Genomic DNA, 20,146 nt, shown 5'->3' with positions numbered 1-20,146 from the left:
TACCCCGTAGCGGGCACAAAATACAAACCACGCTTTTCGTGCCCGCGTGGCGTAGCCCTAAGACTTGCTTCGCCGTGCTACACGGCGCCGCCCGCGCCCAGATTTAGCTGAGGCTTTTTCTGGGTGGACTCCGCTCGCCGCAGACTGCTTCTGGGCACCGTTATCCTGTGACTTTGGGGCCCTCGCTCTTGCCGACGTCCCCTTTTTGCGCACCGCCCTCTTCTTGCCACGGCGCAAGACCTTGGAATCGCTCGAGCCCGCCCGGTTCCCAGAACCGGTGCGCTCCGGCGAGCCTTCCTGTCGCGTAGAACGGCCCGACTCGGACTTCATTGCCTTCGGGTTCTCTGCTACGGCTTTCTTAGGGGCAGCCTGACGCACGGCACGGCGACGCCCGCGACCCTTGCCACCGGTGCGCCCCGCACGCGTGGTGCCAACGGCCTTTTCATGTCGCTGCTCGGCCGAGCCACCCGCCTGCTCGTGCTCCTGCGTCTTCTCCTTTACCTCGTGTGGCAGGCGCGAGGAAACACGGCTTTGGGCTTGTTGAGTGCGCACCGTGCGACGGCGACCACGCCGGCGGCCCTTTCGCTCCCCGCGTGAGTCCTTCTGCCCCTGTTGTGCTGCGGCCTCGCTTGCGTTACCGCCATCGGATGCGGGTACCGCGTGATCGGCCTTGTGTACGGCAGATTCCTGTTCACCGGCGACTGCGAATTCCTGCGGCTGTGGACGCCTATCAGAACGCGAATTGCCGCGTGTGCGGCGCTTGCGGCGCGGGGAAGCCTCAAACTCGGCCACAGCCTCTTCATAGGTCTTGCCTGCTGCAGACTCCGTGGCTTTCTGCTTGCTGCCTGCGCCAGCGCGTGTGGCCTTAGAGCGACGGGTCGCCCGGCGCAGCTTCTTGCCGCGTTTGGAGCCCTCCCCAGCGTCTGGGTGGGCCTTAGCGACGGCACCCGAGTCCGCGTCCGTATCCGCATCGGGGACGTAGGAATTAAATTCCTGCACCTCGTCGCTTTCCGCAGCATTGTCCGCCGCAGCGTATGCGATGGCCTCGATATCGGATACTTCAGTCTGGGTGTGCTTGCGAGCCCGACGGCGCCCACGGCCGCGTCCGCGCTCCTTAGCGCTGTCTCGGTCTCCGCTGTGCGTGTTCTGATCAGCGTGCGGCTCGTCCGCACCGCACTCATCCACAACGACGTTAGCTACGAGATCCTCCAGCGACGTCTTTGCGGATTCCCGTGCGGCGTCTCCGCTCTCGGTGCCGTAGACCGGCGCCTGGGTCTTTTTAAAGCGTTTGGGCTTGGAATCGCTTTCAGGGGCGTCATCAAGCTCGTGCTTATGCATCGCCACCGCAGCCGGGTGCTGCTGCGGATCATGAGTCTGCTTTTTGTGCGACTTGGACTTGCGCCCAGAGTGCTTCTCGCGCGAATTGTCCTCAGCCTCGTCCACCGGGTACTGGTGAATGATGATCCCGCGGCCATGGCAGCACTCGCACTCGGTAGAGAAGGTCTCCACCAGCCCGGTGCCCAGGCGCTTACGGGTCATCTGCACCAAGCCCAGAGAGGTAACCTCAGAAACCTGGTGGCGGGTGCGGTCGCGGCCTAAGGCCTCCTTCAAGCGGCGCAGGACCAAATCCTGGTTTTCTGGCAGGACCATATCGATAAAGTCCACCACAATCATGCCGCCCAAATCGCGCAGGCGCATCTGGCGCACGATTTCTTCGGCTGCCTCGAGGTTATTGCGGGTTACCGTTTCCTCTAGGTTGCCACCAGAACCGGTGAACTTGCCGGTATTGACGTCGATGACGGTCATGGCTTCGGTGCGGTCAATGACCAGCGTGCCGCCGGATGGCAGCCATACCTTGCGCGAGAGGGCCTTATGCAGCTGCTCGTCAATGCGGTGGGCCTCGAAGGCATCCTGCCCGCCGTGGTCCTTGGCGCGAAAGCGCACCACGCGATCCGCAAGGTCCGGCGCCATGGAATCGACGTAGGCGCGGACGGTATTGAACGAACGCTTGCCATCAACGATGAGCTCGGTGAAGTCTTCGTTAAAGAGATCGCGGACCACCTTGATGAGCATATTTGGCTCTTCGTACATGGTCACCGGCTTGGCGCCCTTGGAGGACTTTTCTTTCTTGGCGTGGGCGATGATGTCCTCCCACCGGCTGTGCAGGCGGTTGACGTCGGTAGCGATCGCCTCTTCCGAGACATTTTCGGCAGCGGTGCGGATAATCGCTCCCCCATCGCCCGGCACCACGCGGCCCAGGATATCCTTCAAGCGCTTGCGCTCTGGGGCGGGCAGCTTGCGGGAAATGCCCGCGCTGCGGCCGCCTGGCACATAGACCAGGTAGCGGCCGGCAAGGGAAATCTGGGTGGTCAGGCGCGCGCCCTTGTGACCAATTGGGTCCTTGGCCACCTGAACCAATACCTGATCGCCGGACTTCAGAGCATTTTCTACCTTGCGGGCGCGCCCATGCAGCTTGGTCTTGCGCCAATCGATTTCACCGGCGTAGAGCACGCCATTTCGGCCCTGTCCGATATCTACGAAGGCCGCCTCCATCGACGGCAGGACGTTTTGGACGCGTCCTAGGTAAATATTGCCAATCAGCGAAGCCTGGGACTCGGTGGTAACGAAGTGCTCGACCAGCAGGTCATCTTCTAGCACGCCCACCTGCGTGATGATTCCGGCACCATCCTCGCGCTCCTTATCGCGCACCACCATGGTGCGCTCCACGGCTTCGCGGCGGGCAAGAAACTCTGCCTGGGAAACAATGTGCTGGCGGGTGCGGCCCTTTGCGCGCAGTTCCGCGCGGCGGCGCTTTTGGGCCTCGATGCGCGTGGAGCCACGGATGGCCTTCGGCTCGTCAATGTATTCGGGCTCGGAAGCCTGATCCTCACGGTTCGAGCTAGCGCCGCGTCCGCGGGAGGCGCCGCGGCGACCTCGACGGCGAGCCTCGGATTTACCAGAACTACGGCCGGAGTCCGGCTGCTCACTCACTTCCTCGCCAGCATCGTCGCTTTCGGAGTCATCGCCGGAGAAATCTTCCTCCGCAGCGTCTGCAACTAGTGCGAAGGCCGCTGCATCATCTTGCTGTGGGGCCATGAAGATCGGCGCAAAGTCATAGTGCCCGGATTCTTCCTCAGATTCAGCGCGCGGGACAATGTGCGGGGCGTAGTAGTCATCCTCGAAATCCTCGCCGGCCTCCGCAAGCGCTTCGTGCAGCTTCGCCGCATCAACTGTGCCGGTATCGAGTGCACTCGCCGGCGCTTCTTCCACCTCATCCGCGGATTCCGCCGCTGCGGCGTCTTCGGCAGCTGAGCCGGTATCGGCTGCGGCCTTGGCGAGTGACGCTTCTACCTTGTCTTCGATTTGGGAGATCTCATTATCCACGTTCTTGCGCACGCGGTGGCGTAGGCGTTCTTCGTCTTCTGTGGGCTGCTCCCCCGCTGCGTCGGTCTCGGCCGACTCTTCGGACACCGGGGCTGCGGATTTGCGAGTGGCCTTGCGTGCGCGCTTGGCGCGCTTCTTCGCCGGCTTCTTCTCGGGCTGCTTGCCTGAATTATCTTCCTGCGGTACAGCAGCATTGTCTGCAGACTCCGTGTCCGGTGCGGCGGTGGAGGCTTCGCTGGTATCGTCAGAGGAGGCATCGCCAAGCGCCGCGGCTTTAGCCACAGCATCGAGCACTTGGCCTGCTTCCTCACGGGTAAGGGAGCTTTGCGCGCTCTTTTTTAGCCCCATCTCTTTCAGCTGCGCCACCAGATCGCGCGAGGCAAGCCCCAGCTGCTTGGCAAGGGCATAAACGCGGACCTTGTCTTTGAGCTGGCCACGATCCAAGTTCTGGGCCAAAGACGCCGCCGCCTTGAGGTTTTCAGTTGTTTCTTGAGAGTTCTGTGCCACCATGTTCGGGCTTACTCCTGTACATCGTCTGTTTCAGGCGCTACCTCGGGCGCAGGCACAGCCATGGACTGTACCGCCGCCGCGCGAGGCATTCTGCGCGCTATAAAAGTTTGTGGGTATTAAGTTATTACGCGTCTCGTACGCGCTAATTACCATTGTGTCACAGAAACGCAGCCAGGCTGGCAGGCGGTGTTATGTTGACAGGGTGGCAGAACTAGCACGAATCCCCGCCCGCGAGCTGGCGCAGTATCGGCAGCGCAATGAAATTCCCGCACGCTCGGCGCTTTACTTCGGCGTACCGGCCGGCTTTGCCATTGGATTCGCCAACACCGGCGTGGATTATATGCTGGTAGGAGCCGGTATTTTTACCATCTGTGCGGTGCTGGGGTTAGTGCACCTCATCCGCAACTACCCACGCGGCATCAACGCCGCGCGGGAGGAGTATCGCGAGGGCGACTATCCCACCATTGCCTATATCGCCCCGCTTATCCCCATCGCCGCGCCGCTGGCCATGGCCCCACTAAGTGCAGCCGGGCTGGTGCCGGAGGTAGAACTTGCCCCGCCCATTGCCGGTGTCCTGTCAGGGGCGTGGTGGGCGTGCGGCTTGCCTTTGGGGCTGTGGGCAATGTTTTCTCAATCCTTTCGGATTGGCCGGCGGCGCATTAACAAGATCCTGGAAAAGGATCCGCTTGAAGGAGTAACCGAGGATCGCCTAGAGCTTGCCGACGCCCACGTGGACACCCTCACCGCCCTCATAGCCGCCGGCGCGGTGCAAGGAAATACGGTCTCCGCAAGGGCCCTGTCCAGATTCATGCAGGTCGATCTCGACCTAGTATGTGAGCATCTTGATGAATTGGCACAGGCGGGCCTAGTGAAACTTGACCGCATCGCCTTGCGCTCTGCGCCCAAGGACTGGAAAAACACCGTCACACCGACCGGGGTTCGTTGCCTATACCAATTGGGCAAGCGTTAACGCGGCAAGCTTTCGTCTCCTGGAAATAGCTTCGGCCCTATCCAGAGCATGACGTACACGAGTCCCACGAGCACGGGAATCTCAATGAGAGGTCCGATGGTGCCGGCCAGAGCCTGTGCAGACGCCGCGCCAAAAGTGCCAATGGAAACCGCGATGGCCAGTTCGAAATTATTGCCTGCTGCGGTAAAGGCCACGGAAGCAGATTGCGCATAGTTCATTCCCACGGCCTTTGCCACGCCCAGAGCTAGGAAGAACATTCCAACGAAGTAAATGACCAACGGAATCGCAACCTTGATCACCGCCGTGGGCTGCGCTACCAACTGTTCTCCCTGCAGGGAGAACAGCAACACAATGGTATATAGCAAGCCGATCATCGCCAAGGGAGATACTGCCGGAAGGAAGCGGTTTTCAAACCATTCGCGGCCTTTGTCTTTCTCACCCCAGACCCGCGAGAGGACACCAAGCAGCAGTGGCACTCCCAAAAACACGAGAACCGCCGTGACGATGGACCAGAAAGAAAAATCAGCAGAGGTGGTATCTAGGCCGAGCCAACCAGGAAGAATCTGCAGGTAAAACCAGCCCATAACGCCAAACATAGCTACTTGGAAAACGGAATTAATAGCCACGAGAACAGCGGTGGCCTCTCGGTCGGCGCAGGAGAGATCGGACCACACCAGGACCATTGCGATACAGCGGGCTAACCCAACAATAATCAGGCCGGTTCGCAGCTCGGGCTGGTCGGCAAGAAATATCCACGCCAGGGTGAACATCAATGCAGGCCCCACCAGCCAGTTCAACACAATCGATACCACCATCAATCGGCCGTCGGCAGCAATGTCTCGGGTCTTTTCGTAGCGGACCTTAGCCAGGGGCGGATACATCATAACTAGCAGGCCCAGTGCAATCGGAAGAGAAATACCGCCTACCTCTAGGGCAGATAGTGCTTCTCCAATACCTGGCAGGAAGTGGCCGATCAATAGCCCCACAGCCATGGCCATGATGATCCAGACGGGCAGGAATCTATCGAGAAATGACAATTTTGGGCTTTGCGGAATGGCCATAGCTCTCCTTGCGCGACGAGGAATTCACATTTCAAGGCAGTACTTTAATCACCCATATTGATACTCGTCAATATAACGGAGTAGGAAGCAGCCTCCTTATACTGTGCGCATGGACTCCTCCCATAGCAATGCTGATAACACCCCCGACGGGCAGTGCTGCTCCCTGAGCAGTGGCCCGCTCAGCCAGAGCGATTCCTTGCGCTTTTCCCAGCAATTTAAAGTACTTGCTGACCCAGCCCGGCTTCGCCTGCTGTCCATATTGTGTGATGAGGGCTGCGGCCCGATGAGTGTTACGCAGTTGACCGAGCTCTCCGGGCTTAGCCAACCGACGGTATCTCATCACCTCGGCAAGTTGAGGGAATCCGGCCTTTTAATCAAGCGGCAATCGGGCCGTACCGTTACCCATCGAGTGCAAAAGGAAGCCTTCAGCACGCTGCGCCAATTACTCTCCTTCGATTAGGAGAGCTCCAGTCCTAGTCTGCGAAGTGAATGACCTCACGGGCGACGTCTTCCGCAACGATGGGAATGCCATACTGCTTCGCTTTCTTGGCTTTGCCCGATTGCGAGTCCGGGTCACCGGCGATGAGCACCTTGGTCTTTTTGGCTAGGCCGCCAATCTCCACGCCGTGCGCGGCAAAATACTCTTCCCATTCCGCAGTCGAGTAGGCCTTAGCTCCGGTAATGGTTACTCGCTCGCCAGCGCTCACCACAATGCCGCCCATGCTGGCGAGTCCGCCAATACTGCCGGCCTTTTCAGAACCTTGCGGCGCCTCTTCACTAGGGGCACCATGCCGACCTTCTGCCTGTGGAGCGGTGTCGGGGTCTACGGCAGCCTCGATATCAGAAGCCGGGATCCCCAAGGCGCGGCCGACAGAAGCCAGGATGTCGCGTTCCTCAGCCGTGACAACACCATCAGCCCAGGCTTCTTCAATCAGCAGCGTGATATAGGCTTCATGCAGCTCGCGCAGACCATGTTCATCGAGCCCATGTGCTTGAGCAAAGGCCAGCAATTGGGTTTGCTCGGTGGCGGAGAGGCGGCGGTCGAGCAAGGCGGCATCGAGAAGCTTGAAATAGTCTTCCGCAGCCGTATTCGATGGCGTCTCACGTTGTGCGACGAGCCCGGCGAACCAGCCGCCGTACTGTGCCGCTTGCTTGGCGGATTCCGCAGCTGCGCGGCTGAGAAGTGCCGGCTCCACCCAACCCGGGTGGGGTGCCAGGCTGCGATACAGCTGTTGCTCAGCCAAGCGCTCACTCATATAGTTCTCTTGGGCTGCCGGGGTATTGGCCAGGAAATGCTGGAATAGTTGCGCCGTGGCCATCGCATCCGCCAATGCGGAGTGTGCCAACTCATTATGAATTCCCAGATGGGCGCAGCAATCCCCCAGCTTCACCTTGGGAAGACCAAGATACCTGCGTGCCAATACGGCCGTATCGATCGCCGGCAACGCCTCTTCAGAACAGGCGCGACAAGCCAGCAGCTCGGACTGAATAAAGGTCCGATCGAATCCCGCATTGTGAGCAACGAATATGCGGTCTTCGAGAGAATTAGCCAGCTTGTCCGCTACTTGCGCAAAGGTGGGCGCGCCTAGAACATCAGAGGCGGAAATGCCATGAATTTCCGTGGCCGCGATATGGCGTTGCGGGTTAATGAGCGTTTCCCAGGAATCCTGCACTGCTCCTTCCGGCGATAGCTCCACGACGCCAATTTCAACGATGCGGTGCCCGTGCTTATAGGAAAATCCGGTGGTCTCAATGTCTACGACCGCGTAGCCGCGCATATGCGCCTCCCTACGTCTTGTTGAAAATAGTTCTTAGCCGCACCAGTGTAGGCGTGTTGTGCTCCTGCTCGCTGCCCATATAACGAGGGACCAGGTGACGCTATGAATAAAGCCCGAGCCGGTGGCTCGGGCTTAAGTGCGTACGAAACGCTATAAAGGCTTTAAAGGTTCGGGAACCAGATAGCGATTTCGCGCTCTGCGGACTCTGGGGAGTCAGAGCCGTGCACGATGTTCTCGCCAACGGTCAGAGCGAAGTCGCCGCGGATGGTGCCCGGGGTGGCCTTGGAAACTGGGTCGGTGCCACCGGCCAGCTGACGCCATGCCTCGATGGCACGCTCGCCCTCGACAACACCAGCGATAAGCGGTGCGGAGGTGATGAACTCGACGAGGTCACCGAAGAATGGCTTATCCTTGTGCTCCTCGTAGTGCTTCTCCGCGGTCTCGCGGTCAGCAACGCGCAGATCGAGTTCGGCCAGCTTCAGGCCCTTGCGCTCGATTCGGGAGATGATTTCGCCTACGTGGCCGTTCTTTACGCCGTCCGGCTTGATGAGAATCAGTGTACGTTCAGTCATGCCCCACACTGTACCGAAACCACCCGACTGCGTCGCGCGCTGGGGTATTCCTTTGGGGTAAAAGTGTGGGGTCCAGGGCTATGCGAGTTGTTTAACTATCTCTTCGGCGCGCCCCTGCGAAGTCCCCCTGAACCACAGGCGTACCTGGCCTACTGCGGCGCCAAACTGTCCATTAGCCAACAGGCGTTGCAGCTCCGCTCGCTGTTCCTTATCCAAATCCTCGAAGGTGGCTTCTTTGGCCGGTTCGAAGTTGCTCCGCAGGGCCAAAACCAGAAAAACGCCGCCAATAATGAGGGCGACTAGCGGTAGCCACGGCGTTCCCGTAGCGGCACGGGCTACCACCGCGGCAACACAAGCGAGTGCGGCAAGGACGAGATAGAGAGTGCGCATGGCCGCCAGTCTATCGCGTCTTGGCCACTCGCCGAAGGCCGTCAAGGCTACCGTGCTATTTCTCGTTGAGGTGCTGCGTGGTGAGGTAGCCACGCTTCATGCGGGCGATGAGGTTACTGCGCAGGTAAACGGCCAGGAGCCACTCCAAGCCGAAGATGATGAAGATGGCGGCTACGGCCCAGTGGACCATAAAGCCCAAGATGACGCACAGCAGCTGCACCCACACGATGACGGTTAGCGCCCACTTCTTATTCATGAACGCGATCATCACTAGGTGAAAGACAATGGCGGCAAGGACAAAGCAATAGTTAAAAGGCGTCCACAGGGTGCCGTCATACAGCTTGTACAGCATCGGCAGTGCGAAGGATAGGGCGAGCGCCTCCATGGTCAGGGAGCTGGCAATGACCATCCCGTTGAAGCTTTTAAGTGGGTCCTTGACTGGGGCTTGGCCCATGCCTAGGGGTCCGATCTCGCTTTCAGGGATATGTTCCTCGCGGCCGCGGGCACGGCTGCTGCGGGGCGGGCGGGGTTGGCGCTCTCCGCCTGGGTGGTGATTGTCGCGGCTCATGCAGGTTCCTTTCCAAACATCGCGCGGGCGTCACCGGCAGTGACGACCGAGCCGGTGATGATAATGCCGGAGCCGGATTGCACCTCCGCGTCTTCAGCAAGTTCAACGGCTTGGGCATAAGCGCCGGGAAGATCCTCGGCAACGTGGACGCGTTCCTCGCCGTAAATATCGCGAGCAGTCTCGGCCAATTCATAAGCGTCGAGAGCCCGCGGCGAGGAGTTTTGGGTAATGACTACCTCGGTCAGATACGGCTCCAACGCGGTGAGAATGCCAGTTGCGTCCTTATCCGCAAAGATGGACAACACACCGATGAGTCGGGCGAAGTCGAAATCGCGGTCCAACGCTGCGCCTAAAGCCTTGGCCCCATGCGGGTTATGCGCGGCATCAATAAACGTCGTGGGCGAGGTACGTACGCGCTCGAGGCGGCCGGGCGAAATCGCCTGGGCGAAGCCATTGCGCACGGTAGCAACGTCCAATGGGTGGCCGGCCGAAGCCCCAAAGAAGGCCTCCACCGCTGCAAGGGCCACGGCAGCATTCTTGGCTTGGTGCTCGCCATGGAGGGGAAGGAAAATGTCCTCATACAGGCCGCCGAGGCCTTGGATATTCACCTGCTGGCCGCCAACGGCAATGCGGGATTCGAGGGCCGCAAATTCGGAACCGGAGCGGGCCACGCCCGCCTCGACATCGACGGCCTGCTGCAAGATGACGCGCATGGCTTCTGGGTCCTGCTCCGCGATAACCACAATATTTTCATTCGGGGTCAACGGATCATCGGCATCCTCGCGCGGCTTAATAATGCCAGCTTTTTCACCTGCGATTTCGGTGATCGTATCGCCCAAATAATCCGTATGGTCCATGCCCACTGGGGTGATGACGGAGACGTCTGCAGTGACCACATTGGTGGCGTCCCAACGTCCGCCGAGTCCGACTTCGACGACAGCGACATCTACGGGGGCGTCGGCAAACGCAGCATAGGACAGGCCGACAAGGACCTCGAACTTAGACATAGGCACGTCCGATTGGGCATCGACCATTTCCACAAACGGCTTGATCTCGTGCCAAATACGCACATAATCGCGCGGGTGAATGGGCTGGCCATCGATGCCGATGCGCTCAGTAACGCGCTGCAGGTGTGGGCTAGTTACCAAGCCCACTCGGCGGTGGAAGGCACGCAGGAGCGAATCAACCATGCGTGCGGTAGAGGACTTACCATTGGTGCCAGCGATGTGGATGACATCAAAAGAACGCTCCGGGTGACCGAGCAGATCCATAAGCAGCTCGATGCGATCGAGGGAAGGCTCAATCTTGGTTTCGGGCCACCGCTCATTGAGTTCTTCTTCAACCTCCGCGAGGGCGCGTAGCTCCGCGGCGGAAACCTCCTGTGGGGCGGCCTCGTTGTACTCATCCTCGCCGCCCATGCCCAGATTGAGCGTCAGGCCGGACTCGGTGATTTCCACCGGACCGCCGTCGGTTCCTTCTTTGAGGGCATCGACGATCTCAAAATCCTCTGTGCCCTTGTCCTTTTCCGCCACTACTTCAGGCCTTCCAAACGGCTGGTAATGCGTTCAACCTCTTCGCGAGCGATCTGCTGGCGCTGCTTAATTTTATTAACCACTTCTTCCGGCGCCTTGGACAGGAAGTTCTCATTGCCAAGCTTCTTGCCGGTTTGCTCCAATTCCTTATTGGCTTTGGCCAAGTCCTTCTCTAGGCGCTTGCGCTCAGCCTCCACGTCTACAGCGCCGTGGGTATCTAGGGTGACCTCCACGGTGGCCTGGGAAAGGCGTACCTCAATGGAGGCGGAAGGATCGAAGTCTTCGGCCGGAGCGGTGGTATTAGCCAGGTTGCGCACCAGCTCTTCCTGGTTCGACAGGTCAGCAGCGGCAAAGTCGAGGCGGCCCGGGACCTTCTGAGAAGGCTTGACACCCTGGTCAGAGCGGAAGCGGCGCAGCTCGGTAATGAGCTTATCCGCGTCTGCAATGCGACGGGCGGCCACCTCATCCTTGGTAGCGCCACCATTGGTATCGGCAACGGTGGGCCACGGTGCCACGACGATAGACTCGCCGCCGGTCAAAGCCTTCCAAAGCACCTCGGTCACGAAAGGCATGGTTGGGTGCAGCAGGCGCAGGACAACGTCTAGGACGCGTCCCAGGACAATCTGGGTATTGCGGCCCTGTTCACTGACACCATCCCGCGGGATCTGGGTCTTTGCAATCTCCAGGTACCAGTCACACAGCTCGTCCCAGGTGAAGTGGTAGAGCAGCTCGTTTGCCTTAGCGAACTGGTAATCATCCAGGTATGCATCCACCTTGGCGCGGACCTCTTCGGCGCGGTCGAGGATCCACCGGTCGGCGTCGCTAAGCTCGTCGCGGTTGGGCAACGTTGCTACGCCGGCGCCATTCATGAGGGCAAACTTGGTGGCGTTGAAAAGCTTGGTGGCGAAGTTACGGGCGGCCGCTGCAGCATCAGAGCCCAAAGGCAGGTCCACACCCGGGTTGGCACCGCGAGCAAGGGTAAAGCGCAGGGCGTCTGCGCCGTAGTCACGCACCCAATCCATCGGGTCAATGCCGTTGCCCAAAGACTTAGACATCTTGCGGCCCTGCTCATCGCGAACCAAGCCGTGCAGGTAAAGATCCTTAAATGGAACCTGCGGTCGACCATCGGTGCCCTCCCCCAAAAGCTCTGGGGTATGAGCGCCAGCGAAAGTACCGAACATCATCATGCGGGCTACCCAGAAGAACAAAATGTCATAGGCGGTGACCAGCACGTTGGTAGGATAGAACTTCTCCAGATCCGGGGTCTTTTCCGGCCAGCCGAGGGTGGAAAATGGCCACAGCGCGGAGGAGAACCACGTATCCAGCACATCAGGATCCTGCTCGTAGCCTGCTGGGGGCTCTTCATCGGGGCCGACGCAGACGATGTCTCGCTGGCCATCTTCGCCTTCCGGCCCGTACCAAATAGGAATGCGGTGACCCCACCACAGCTGCCGAGAGATGCACCAATCGTGCATATCATCGACCCACTCAAAGTAGCGCGGCTCCAGCGACTGCGGATGTAAGGTGGTATCTCCCTCGCGCACAGCAGCACCAGAGTCCTTGGCCATCTTTGATACGTCTACGAACCACTGCAGGGACAGGCGCGGCTCGATGGGTTCCCCAGAGCGCTCGGAGTGTCCCACGGAGTGAACATAAGGACGGATTTCCTTGACAATACGGCCCTGCTCACGCAGCGCCTCGCGGATTTCCACACGGGCTTCTTCGCGGGTCAGGCCGTCGAAGCGGGTGCCGGTATTGGCAATGTGGCCAGTGGTATCCATGACGGTAGGCATGTCCAAGTTGTGGCGGGTGCCCATCGCGTAGTCATTCGGATCGTGTGCCGGGGTGATTTTCACCGCGCCGGTACCAAACTCCATATCGACGTAATCGTCAGCGATGATCTTGAGCTTGAGGTCATCGCGGAATGGGTGCGGCAGCTCCTTGCCCACAAGATCAGCATAGCGCTCATCGTCTGGGTGAACGGCAATGGCAACGTCACCCAGCATGGTCTCTACACGGGTGGTGGCCACGATGAGGTGCGGTTCATCATCATTAAGCGAGCCATAGCGAATGGAAACCAGCTCGCCCTCGACGTCCTTGTAGACAACCTCGATATCAGAGACGGCGGTCTCCAGCACCGGCGACCAGTTGACCAGACGGTTAGCCTGGTAAATCATGCCCTCATCATAAAGGTTCTTAAAAATGGTCTGCACAGCGCGCGAGAGGCCATCGTCCAAGGTGAAACGCTCGCGAGACCAATCTACGGAGTCACCGATGGCACGCATCTGGTTCTGGATGGTGCCACCGTACTGTTCTTTCCACTCCCAGACCTTGTCAATGAACTCTTCGCGCTCGTAGTCCCAGCGCTTTTTGCCCTCGGTTTCCTTGAGTTTGGCTTCGACCTTGGTCTGGGTAGCAATGCCAGCGTGGTCGGCTCCTGGCAACCACAGCGTGGCGTAGCCTTGCATACGCTTGCGGCGGATAATGGAATCAATCAGCGTGTGGTCCAAAGCGTGGCCCATATGCAGCTGACCGGTCACATTCGGCGGCGGCAGCACGATGGAATAAGGCTCGGCCTCCGAATGTGCATCCGGGGTGAAGTAGCCCTTTTCTACCCAGCCCTCATAGAGGTCCTTTTCTACGGCCTGCGGCTCCCAAGACTTAGGCAGCGCATCAGCGCGGTTGGTACCAACTAATTGCTCATTATTTTGCTCAGTCACCTGGCCGATTCTACCTTGCACGTCAACCGGCTCATCTAGGCAGGGTGCGCACCGAGTATGTGGTGCGCACCGAGTGGGTTTTAGAGCAGGTCTGCTACGGCTTCGCGCTCCTCACGCAGCTCGGCCACAGACGCTGCAATGCGCTCCTTTTGGAACTCGCTGAGCTCCAGGCCCTGCACGATTTCCCACTTTCCATCACGGCAGATGGTGGGGAATCCACAGATAAGGCCCTTGTCGACGCCGTAGGAACCATCCGAGGGCACCGCCGCGGTGCGCCAATCCTCGGTGCCATGAATCCAGTCATGCATGTGGTCCACGGCTGCCGACGCTGCCGATGCGGCCGAGGAGCTGCCACGCACCTCAATAATCTCGGCACCGCGCTTCGCTACCTTGGGGATCATCTCTTCGCGGTACCAATCCTGGTCCACCTCGGCATTGGAAAAGGTGATGTCCGGGAACTGGCTTGCGGAGTGATTGCCCCAGACTGCCACCTTGGTGAAATCGGTGGTGGACTTGCCGCTTTTCAGCGCTAGCTGGCTCAAGGTGCGGTTGTGGTCCAAGCGCATCAGAGCATTGAACTGAGAATCGTCCACATCCGGGGCATTTTTCGCAGCGATGAGAGCATTGGTATTTGCTGGGTTGCCCACCACAAGCACGCGGACATCGCGCGCGGCATAGTCATTGATGGCCTTGCCTTGCTTGGTGAAGATGGCACCATTGGCTTCCAGCAGATCCGCACGCTCCATACCCTTGCTGCGCGGGCGCGCGCCTACGAGGAAGGCAGCAGAGGTGTTTTCAAAGGCCTCCTTTAGGTCATCAGTTACCGTAATCGAGTTGACCAACGGCAGGGCGGAGTCATTGAGCTCCATGGCCACGCCCTGGGCCTTGCCCACCGCGGCGGGGATTTCCAGCAGCGCCAGATCTACCGGGGTGTCCTTGCCATAAACATCGCCGGCAGCGATGCGCCACAGCAGCGAATAAGCGATATTGCCAGCGGCACCGGTGACAGTGATTTTGACGGGCTGAGTCATGGTTAAAAGCCTCCTCAATGGCTGCGTCAAGGGCGGCACACGCGAGCCAGGCTGCTCGCACCGCCACGGAATGTACCCATCCCCGAGCTTAGCCCCACCGCCGCCTCTCGCGCTGTGAATCTGGCCCCCTCTTTTGGAGGGGATATTTGCTGAGGTTGCGCTAAATTACCCCCATTTACCTCCAAATTAACGCCCCCAATGGGTAAGAAGCTCCCGCAACGGGTGTCTAATCGGGCATGATGGGAAAAGGAAAAGCGGGGCTCTCCCCCACGCCACGCACACAGATTGCATGGGGCCTATCTACTCCCGCACTATTAGATATCAGTTGACCGCGCCACCGCTGCGCCGCAAGGATTAAGGACTTACGCCATGAGCACTGAGAATACTGATGCACTGCAGGATGCAGGCCAGGCGGATTCTCCTCACGCTGCCCACGCGGAATCCGTCAGCATTGACTCCGTGGTGGACGTAGCGATCAAGCACTTTTCCCGCAGTGGTTTCGCAGAAACCAAGCTAGAGACCATCGCCCAAGAATCGGGCATGTCCAAGCGCATGATCCACTACCACTTTGGCGATAAAAAGGGCTTGTACCTACGTGCACTCAGCACGGCCGCGCAGCGCCTTAATCCGCCGCAGGACGCTCTGGAAATCGATACCGCGGTTCCGGTCGAGGGCGTGCGCAAGTTGGTGGATTGGCTCTTCCGCGAACGCGTGGCCAACCCGGATGCTATTCGCATGCTGGTATGGGAGAGCAATCAGCAGATTGTGGATCCAGCTCAGCAAGCTATTGCCGACGTCGCCGGGGTCGCCCTCCACCTCGACCGCCTGCTGCTCTTGGGCCAAGACGCCGGTGCTTTCCGCCCAGGTATTTCCGCCAATGACATTTTCACCCTGATTTCCTCGTTGACCGTCTACCGCGTAACCAACCAGGTGATGGTGGAAAACATGCTGGGCGTGAACTTCAATACCCAAGAAAATATCGATGGTATGCATAGGCTTACCGTCGATGCTGTGCTGGCGTTTTTGACCGCCAATATTCCGGACTCGGGCCACGAGTCCTACCTCACCTCATCCTCGTTCGATACGAAAGAGGGAGACGAGGCCTCACCACAGGATATCTACAGCGAGGAGTAGTCGCGCCGGCAGGCGCTTAGGCAGATTCCTTCGCCTCGTCCTTATAGCTAAACTGCGGCTCCGCGCCCTCTGTCACGCACTCTGGGATGATATGTACCGCGGCGATATCCTCGCGGTCCGGCAGATCATACATAACTGGCACCAGCAGCTCTTCCATGATGGCGCGCAGGCCACGTGCACCTGTCTTACGCTCCAAGGCAAGCTCCGCGATGGCATCCAACGCCGCCGGCTCGAATTCCAATTCGCAGTCATCCATCTCAAATAGGCGACTGTACTGCTTGACCAAGGAGTTCTTTGGCTCGGTAAGCACTTTGACCAAGGATTCACGGTCCAAGTTATCCACCGTGGCCACGACGGGCAGGCGCCCGATGAATTCTGGAATCAGGCCAAACTTCACAAGGTCCTCAGGGCGTACCTGGGAAAAGAGGTCGACCTTTTCGCGCTCATCCTTGGTATCCAAGTTGGCGCCAAAGCCCACGCCCTTTTTGCCCACTCGATCCGCAATAACCTGGTCGAGCCCAGCGAATGCGCCGGCAACGATGAACAAGATATTCGAGGTGTCTAGCTGGATGAACTCCTGATTCGGGTGCTTGCGCCCACCCTGCGGTGGAATGGCCGCCACGGTACCTTCCAGGATCTTCAGCAAGGCCTGCTGAACACCCTCACCGGAGACATCGCGGGTGATGGACGGATTCTCGGACTTGCGGGAAATCTTGTCCACTTCGTCGACGTAAATGATGCCGCGCTGGGCACGCTCCACATCAAAGTCTGCGGCTTGCAGCAGCTTTAACAGGATATTTTCCACGTCTTCACCCACGTAGCCGGCCTCGGTGAGGCTAGTGGCATCGGCGATGGCAAAGGGGACGTCGAGAAGCCGGGCCAAGGTCTGTGCCAAGTAGGTCTTTCCGGAACCAGTAGGTCCCAACATCAAGATATTGGACTTAGAGATCTCCACCTCATCGCCCTCGGCCTTTTTGCGCCGTGCTTCCAACGCGGCAGACTCTTCCGCCTTGATGCGCTTGTAGTGGTTGTAGACCGCCACAGATAGCACGCGCTTGGCTTTGTCTTGGCCAATGACGTATTTATCCAGGAAGGCAGAAATCTGCGAGGGCCGAGGCAGGCGCACCTCCGCGTCGGAGGATTCCTGCGCCTGTTCTTGGCCCAGTTCCTCTTCGATGATTTCATTGCATAGCTCGATGCACTCGTCACAGATGTAGACACCGCCGCCGGCGATGAGTTTTTTCACCTGTTTCTGACTCTTGCCACAAAAGGAGCACTTGAGCAGGTCAGCGCTTTCTTGCATACGTGCCATTAAGTTCTTTCACACTCGCTTTTCGTACCGCTATCCACAAATGGAAGGATGATTCTACCCTTCCGAGCGGCTTAATCTTCATCTATTTCTACCTTAGTAAATCAACCCGACAGGCCCTTCATTCATTCCCTTCCGCGTGGCGAATTTCCCCGACTTTCCTTGCTCCTGCGACCTAAGCTAAAAGGTGAAACGACCTTCATTCCGCCCCGTTAGGAACAGGAGAATTATGTTCGATCTCACAGACCACGTAGCCATTGTCACCGGCGGTGCTTCCGGCATTGGCCGCGGCATTGCCGCTTCACTTAGCGAGGCCGGCGCCTCTGTCATCATTGCTGATGTCAACCTTGAGCATGCCACCGCTACCGCAAAAGAGCTAGGTGCCAGTGCGATTCATGTGGATGTCACCGACCGTACTTCCGTACAGGAAATGTACCGTCACGTTGTTGCCACGCATGGCGGGTTCGACATCGTCTGTTCCAATGCCGGCGTCTTTCCCAATTGCCCATTAGCAGAAATGACCGATGAGCAGTGGGAGGCCATGTTTGCCATCAATACCCACGGCACCTTTAAGGTGGTCCAGGAAGCACTCCCCTACCTCCAGGAACGCCGCTATGGACGCATCGTAATTACCACGTCCATCACCGGCTCGCACACGGGCTTTCCTGGCTGGGCCCACTACGGCGCCTCCAAATCCGCCCAACAAGGATTTATGCGCTCAGCTGCGCTCGAAGTCGCTCGCGATGGCATCACCATCAACAGTGTTCTTCCCGGCAATATCCTCACTGAGGGCCTCAAGGCCCAAGGCCAAGAGTATCTCGATCAGATGACGCGATCGGTGCCACTGCATCGTCTCGGCACTCCACGCGATATCGGCAATGCGGCGGCTTTCCTTGCTTCAGAAGAGGCAGGCTTTATTACCGGCCAGACCCTAATTATTGATGGCGGCCAACTCCTGCCCGAAACCCCGGAGGCCATCTTGCCGCCGCGCGATTAGCCGCGCTTACCGAAATCCACCGAGTCCGGCAAAGCACGAGGCCCCTTGCTGCACAGTATGCGGCAAGGGGCCTCGTGGGGATTTCATTCAGTAGCTGCTTACTGCAGCCAGTCGAAGTCGAGCAGGAAGAGTTCTGCGTCGAGCATCTCAACTTCATCCGGTGCATGACCGGTGACGGCTTCTAGCGCTTCTGCTACGTCTTTAGTCGTAGCAGGAGTCTTATCAGCGTCAAGCAGGGTTTCTGCCACCAAAGCACGGACCGGAGCTTCCGAAATGGTGTCCAGTCCGGTACCAGTGGTGGAGCCCTTGAACGCATCAGCGATGCCGTCCATCAAAGAACGCATCTTGTTCATTTCTCACACCTCCATGTGGCTTTCTCTCTGTCTGATACAGAAGAATATACGTGACACAGCCCCGTTAGGCAACCCATAGGTCGATTAAAGTTAACCTTTTGTTAACTTTCGGAGAATGTGCCACGCATCACTTGGAAGGTTGACTTCCCCCTCAGGAAGGGAGAGATAACTTAGAGGTCACCGAACGGCGCGAAGCCGAAGTAATGGTCCAGCGTATCGCGAGCAATCCACATGATGGCCACGAGGATAACTACGGCTAGCACTGCGTAAACGGTCCAACCAAGCACCTTCATCTGAGTGCTTGCCGGAGTATCCCCTACGACAACACCGTTGTCATCACGAATGGGGTCACCGGTCATACAACGCATACCCAGGGAGAAAAGGAGCGGAATGCCAGCGCCAAATACCAATGCCAGGCCGGCAACATGGAGAAGAGACTGGAAGATTTCTGTAGCAGTCATGGTTTAGCGCTCCTCTTGAGCAGTAGACGGCGCGGAGGTGTCCTCCGCCTGGGTTGCAGCAACTGGGGCGGCGCCGGCAGCAACCGGCTCCTGACGGTTGGACTCAGCTCCCATGGAGGAATCCACGGACTCGGAGTTTGGATCCCAATCGTTGTTCACGTTGGAGGCATCCACTGGGTTCATGCGGGAGCGGATGACGATAAGTCCGGCCATGGCCAGCAGCAAGACAAAGTCAACGATGGCGCCAGTTGCCACGTTAGTAAAGGAGGAGACACCGTGTGCCAACCACCACGTAGCAAAGCCAACAAACGCAGCGCAGGGCAGGGTGATAAGCCACGCGGAAACCATACGCATCGCAACACCCCAGCGAACCTCGGCACCGCGACGGCCCAGGCCGGTGCCCAAGATGGAACCGGTGGACACGTGAGTGGTGGATAGCGCCATACCACCGGTAGCGGAGGTCAAAATAATTGCCGCGGAGGTAGCTTCAGCGGCCATACCTTGCGGGGACTCAATCTCCACCAGCCCCTTGCCCAGGGTGCGGATAACGCGCCAGCCACCGGACATGGTGCCGGCTGCGATTGCTGCGGCACAACAGACGATGACCCAGGTGGGGATGCGGGAGTCAGCAACCGCATGCCCGGAGGCAACCAGCGCTAAGAAGATAACGCCCATGGTCTTCTGCGCATCGCCAGCACCGTGCGCCAGCGACACCAAGCAAGCGGTGACAATCTGGCCATGGCGGAAGTGCTCGTTCTTAGCCTTATTCGGAATAGTGTTGGTAACCCAGTAGATAAGGAAGGTGGCACACGCGGAAACTAGGGCCGCAATAATCGGCGAGGCAACGGCCGGGATAACGATCTTGCCAGCGATAGAAGACCACTCAACGCCAGACGTACCCATGGCGGCGAAGGCGGCACCAATAAGGCCACCAAACAGCGCGTGGGAAGAACTCGATGGCATGCCCAGCAACCAAGTAAAAAGGTTCCAAATAATGCCGCCGATAAGGCCAGTAAAGACCACCATCAGCAGCGCCTGGCCGTCAGTGTCTGCTGCGGCGCCGGACAGGTCATAAGAATTGAGGTTAACGATGCCCTTCGCTACCGTCGCTGCAACGTTGACAGATAGGAAAGCACCAATGAGGTTGAGAACTGCGGAAATTGCCACCGCAGTAAAAGGCTTCAAAGCACCGGTGGCAATGGACGTAGCCATCGCGTTGGCAGTGTCATGAAATCCGTTCGTAAAGTCAAAGGCAAGGGCGGTAACCACCACAATGCCGAGGATGATCAGAGTCGCTGTCACAGCGTTGGCCCCTTGGAAAGAAAAAGATGAACACGGTACACATCTACGGCGCCTTCACGCGTCGCGGACGAAAT

The 20,146-nt window shown here is 58.7% G+C and carries 17 protein-coding genes; 4 read left to right on the top strand and 13 right to left on the bottom strand.

Annotated elements, in window-relative coordinates:
* Positions 1–57 precede the first annotated feature (57 nt).
* Positions 58–3,894, bottom strand: a complete 3,837-nt coding sequence (locus MHK05_RS04235) for a translation initiation factor IF-2 N-terminal domain-containing protein (RefSeq protein ID WP_239205010.1) — start codon at positions 3,892–3,894, stop codon at positions 58–60.
* Between the two features lie 202 nt (positions 3,895–4,096).
* On the opposite strand from MHK05_RS04235, the gene MHK05_RS04230 reads away from it, so the two are divergent.
* The gene (locus MHK05_RS04230; RefSeq protein ID WP_239205008.1) at positions 4,097–4,864 is read left to right on the top strand and encodes a hypothetical protein; all 768 of its coding nucleotides are present in this window, start codon (positions 4,097–4,099) and stop codon (positions 4,862–4,864) included.
* Here MHK05_RS04230 and arsB read toward each other — a convergent pair.
* Complete coding sequence (arsB, locus tag MHK05_RS04225) at positions 4,861–5,925, bottom strand: ACR3 family arsenite efflux transporter (protein WP_239205007.1); 1,065 nt, start codon at positions 5,923–5,925, stop codon at positions 4,861–4,863. The two genes, MHK05_RS04230 and arsB, sit on opposite strands and share 4 nt — an antisense overlap.
* Before the next feature lie 109 nt (positions 5,926–6,034).
* Here arsB and MHK05_RS04220 point away from each other — a divergent pair, with 109 nt between their 5' ends.
* Positions 6,035–6,385: an ArsR/SmtB family transcription factor gene (locus MHK05_RS04220; protein ID WP_239205005.1), complete on the top strand. Its 351-nt coding sequence runs from the start codon at positions 6,035–6,037 to the stop codon at positions 6,383–6,385.
* Between the two features lie 13 nt (positions 6,386–6,398).
* Here MHK05_RS04220 and MHK05_RS04215 read toward each other — a convergent pair whose 3' ends face one another.
* The 7 genes from MHK05_RS04215 to MHK05_RS04185 form a co-directional block, all read right to left on the bottom strand.
* Positions 6,399–7,703 carry an exonuclease domain-containing protein gene (locus MHK05_RS04215; protein ID WP_239205003.1) on the bottom strand — a complete coding sequence of 435 codons (1,305 nt, stop codon included), beginning with the start codon at positions 7,701–7,703 and terminating at the stop codon, positions 6,399–6,401.
* 161 nt (positions 7,704–7,864) lie between these two features.
* Positions 7,865–8,275, bottom strand: coding sequence for a nucleoside-diphosphate kinase (ndk, locus tag MHK05_RS04210; protein ID WP_005324068.1), 411 nt, complete (start codon positions 8,273–8,275; stop codon positions 7,865–7,867).
* A 78-nt stretch (positions 8,276–8,353) separates the two neighbouring features.
* Entirely contained in the window at positions 8,354–8,665 is a 312-nt protein-coding gene (locus tag MHK05_RS04205) for a hypothetical protein (RefSeq protein ID WP_023020931.1), read from the bottom strand.
* A 55-nt stretch (positions 8,666–8,720) separates the two neighbouring features.
* Positions 8,721–9,233 carry a DUF4233 domain-containing protein gene (locus MHK05_RS04200; RefSeq protein WP_023020930.1) on the bottom strand — a complete coding sequence of 171 codons (513 nt, stop codon included), beginning with the start codon at positions 9,231–9,233 and terminating at the stop codon, positions 8,721–8,723.
* Positions 9,230–10,765, bottom strand: a complete 1,536-nt coding sequence (folC, locus tag MHK05_RS04195) for a bifunctional tetrahydrofolate synthase/dihydrofolate synthase (RefSeq protein ID WP_239205001.1) — start codon at positions 10,763–10,765, stop codon at positions 9,230–9,232. Before folC ends, MHK05_RS04200 begins: the two co-directional genes overlap by 4 nt.
* The gene (locus MHK05_RS04190) at positions 10,765–13,485 is read right to left on the bottom strand and encodes a valine--tRNA ligase (protein WP_239204999.1); all 2,721 of its coding nucleotides are present in this window, start codon (positions 13,483–13,485) and stop codon (positions 10,765–10,767) included. Before MHK05_RS04190 ends, folC begins: the two co-directional genes overlap by 1 nt.
* Positions 13,486–13,565: 80 nt before the next feature.
* Entirely contained in the window at positions 13,566–14,516 is a 951-nt protein-coding gene (locus MHK05_RS04185; protein WP_239204997.1) for a malate dehydrogenase, read from the bottom strand.
* Positions 14,517–14,885: 369 nt separating this feature from the next.
* On the opposite strand from MHK05_RS04185, the gene MHK05_RS04180 reads away from it, so the two are divergent.
* The gene (locus tag MHK05_RS04180) at positions 14,886–15,650 is read left to right on the top strand and encodes a TetR/AcrR family transcriptional regulator (RefSeq protein ID WP_239204995.1); all 765 of its coding nucleotides are present in this window, start codon (positions 14,886–14,888) and stop codon (positions 15,648–15,650) included.
* 16 nt (positions 15,651–15,666) lie between these two features.
* On the opposite strand, the gene clpX is transcribed toward MHK05_RS04180, so the two are convergent.
* Positions 15,667–16,962: an ATP-dependent Clp protease ATP-binding subunit ClpX gene (clpX, locus tag MHK05_RS04175; protein WP_239204994.1), complete on the bottom strand. Its 1,296-nt coding sequence runs from the start codon at positions 16,960–16,962 to the stop codon at positions 15,667–15,669.
* A gap of 226 nt (positions 16,963–17,188) precedes the next feature.
* On the opposite strand from clpX, the gene fabG reads away from it, so the two are divergent.
* Complete coding sequence (gene fabG / locus MHK05_RS04170) at positions 17,189–17,956, top strand: 3-oxoacyl-ACP reductase FabG (protein WP_239204992.1); 768 nt, start codon at positions 17,189–17,191, stop codon at positions 17,954–17,956.
* A 98-nt stretch (positions 17,957–18,054) separates the two neighbouring features.
* Here fabG and MHK05_RS04165 read toward each other — a convergent pair whose 3' ends face one another.
* From MHK05_RS04165 to MHK05_RS04155, 3 genes are all read right to left on the bottom strand, one after another.
* Positions 18,055–18,309, bottom strand: coding sequence for a hypothetical protein (locus MHK05_RS04165; protein WP_023020923.1), 255 nt, complete (start codon positions 18,307–18,309; stop codon positions 18,055–18,057).
* Between the two features lie 170 nt (positions 18,310–18,479).
* A complete protein-coding gene (locus MHK05_RS04160; RefSeq protein WP_239204990.1) occupies positions 18,480–18,770 on the bottom strand; it encodes a hypothetical protein in 291 nt (96 codons plus the stop codon).
* A gap of 3 nt (positions 18,771–18,773) precedes the next feature.
* Positions 18,774–20,072 (bottom strand): inorganic phosphate transporter, encoded by a 1,299-nt coding sequence (locus tag MHK05_RS04155; protein ID WP_239204988.1) that lies wholly within the window; start codon positions 20,070–20,072, stop codon positions 18,774–18,776.
* Between the last annotated feature and the right edge of the window lie 74 nt (positions 20,073–20,146).

It is taken from the genome of Corynebacterium nasorum, from assembly GCF_022347325.1.
Taxonomy (GTDB): domain Bacteria; phylum Actinomycetota; class Actinomycetes; order Mycobacteriales; family Mycobacteriaceae; genus Corynebacterium; species Corynebacterium kefirresidentii.
This window is presented reverse-complemented; position numbering and strand designations above follow the sequence as displayed.

Bases quoted from the DNA above. Each gene is read 5' to 3' on its own strand.
- MHK05_RS04235 (WP_239205010.1), bottom strand. From the start codon at position 3,894: ATGGTGGCACAGAACTCTCAAGAAACAACTGAAAACCTCAAGGCGGCG.
- arsB (WP_239205007.1), bottom strand. From the start codon at position 5,925: ATGGCCATTCCGCAAAGCCCAAAATTGTCATTTCTCGATAGATTCCTG.
- MHK05_RS04220 (WP_239205005.1), top strand. From the start codon at position 6,035: ATGGACTCCTCCCATAGCAATGCTGATAACACCCCCGACGGGCAGTGC.
- MHK05_RS04215 (WP_239205003.1), bottom strand. From the start codon at position 7,703: ATGCGCGGCTACGCGGTCGTAGACATTGAGACCACCGGATTTTCCTAT.
- ndk (WP_005324068.1), bottom strand. From the start codon at position 8,275: ATGACTGAACGTACACTGATTCTCATCAAGCCGGACGGCGTAAAGAAC.
- MHK05_RS04205 (WP_023020931.1), bottom strand. From the start codon at position 8,665: ATGCGCACTCTCTATCTCGTCCTTGCCGCACTCGCTTGTGTTGCCGCG.
- MHK05_RS04200 (WP_023020930.1), bottom strand. From the start codon at position 9,233: ATGAGCCGCGACAATCACCACCCAGGCGGAGAGCGCCAACCCCGCCCG.
- MHK05_RS04185 (WP_239204997.1), bottom strand. From the start codon at position 14,516: ATGACTCAGCCCGTCAAAATCACTGTCACCGGTGCCGCTGGCAATATC.
- MHK05_RS04180 (WP_239204995.1), top strand. From the start codon at position 14,886: ATGAGCACTGAGAATACTGATGCACTGCAGGATGCAGGCCAGGCGGAT.
- clpX (WP_239204994.1), bottom strand. From the start codon at position 16,962: ATGGCACGTATGCAAGAAAGCGCTGACCTGCTCAAGTGCTCCTTTTGT.
- fabG (WP_239204992.1), top strand. From the start codon at position 17,189: ATGTTCGATCTCACAGACCACGTAGCCATTGTCACCGGCGGTGCTTCC.
- MHK05_RS04165 (WP_023020923.1), bottom strand. From the start codon at position 18,309: ATGAACAAGATGCGTTCTTTGATGGACGGCATCGCTGATGCGTTCAAG.
- MHK05_RS04160 (WP_239204990.1), bottom strand. From the start codon at position 18,770: ATGACTGCTACAGAAATCTTCCAGTCTCTTCTCCATGTTGCCGGCCTG.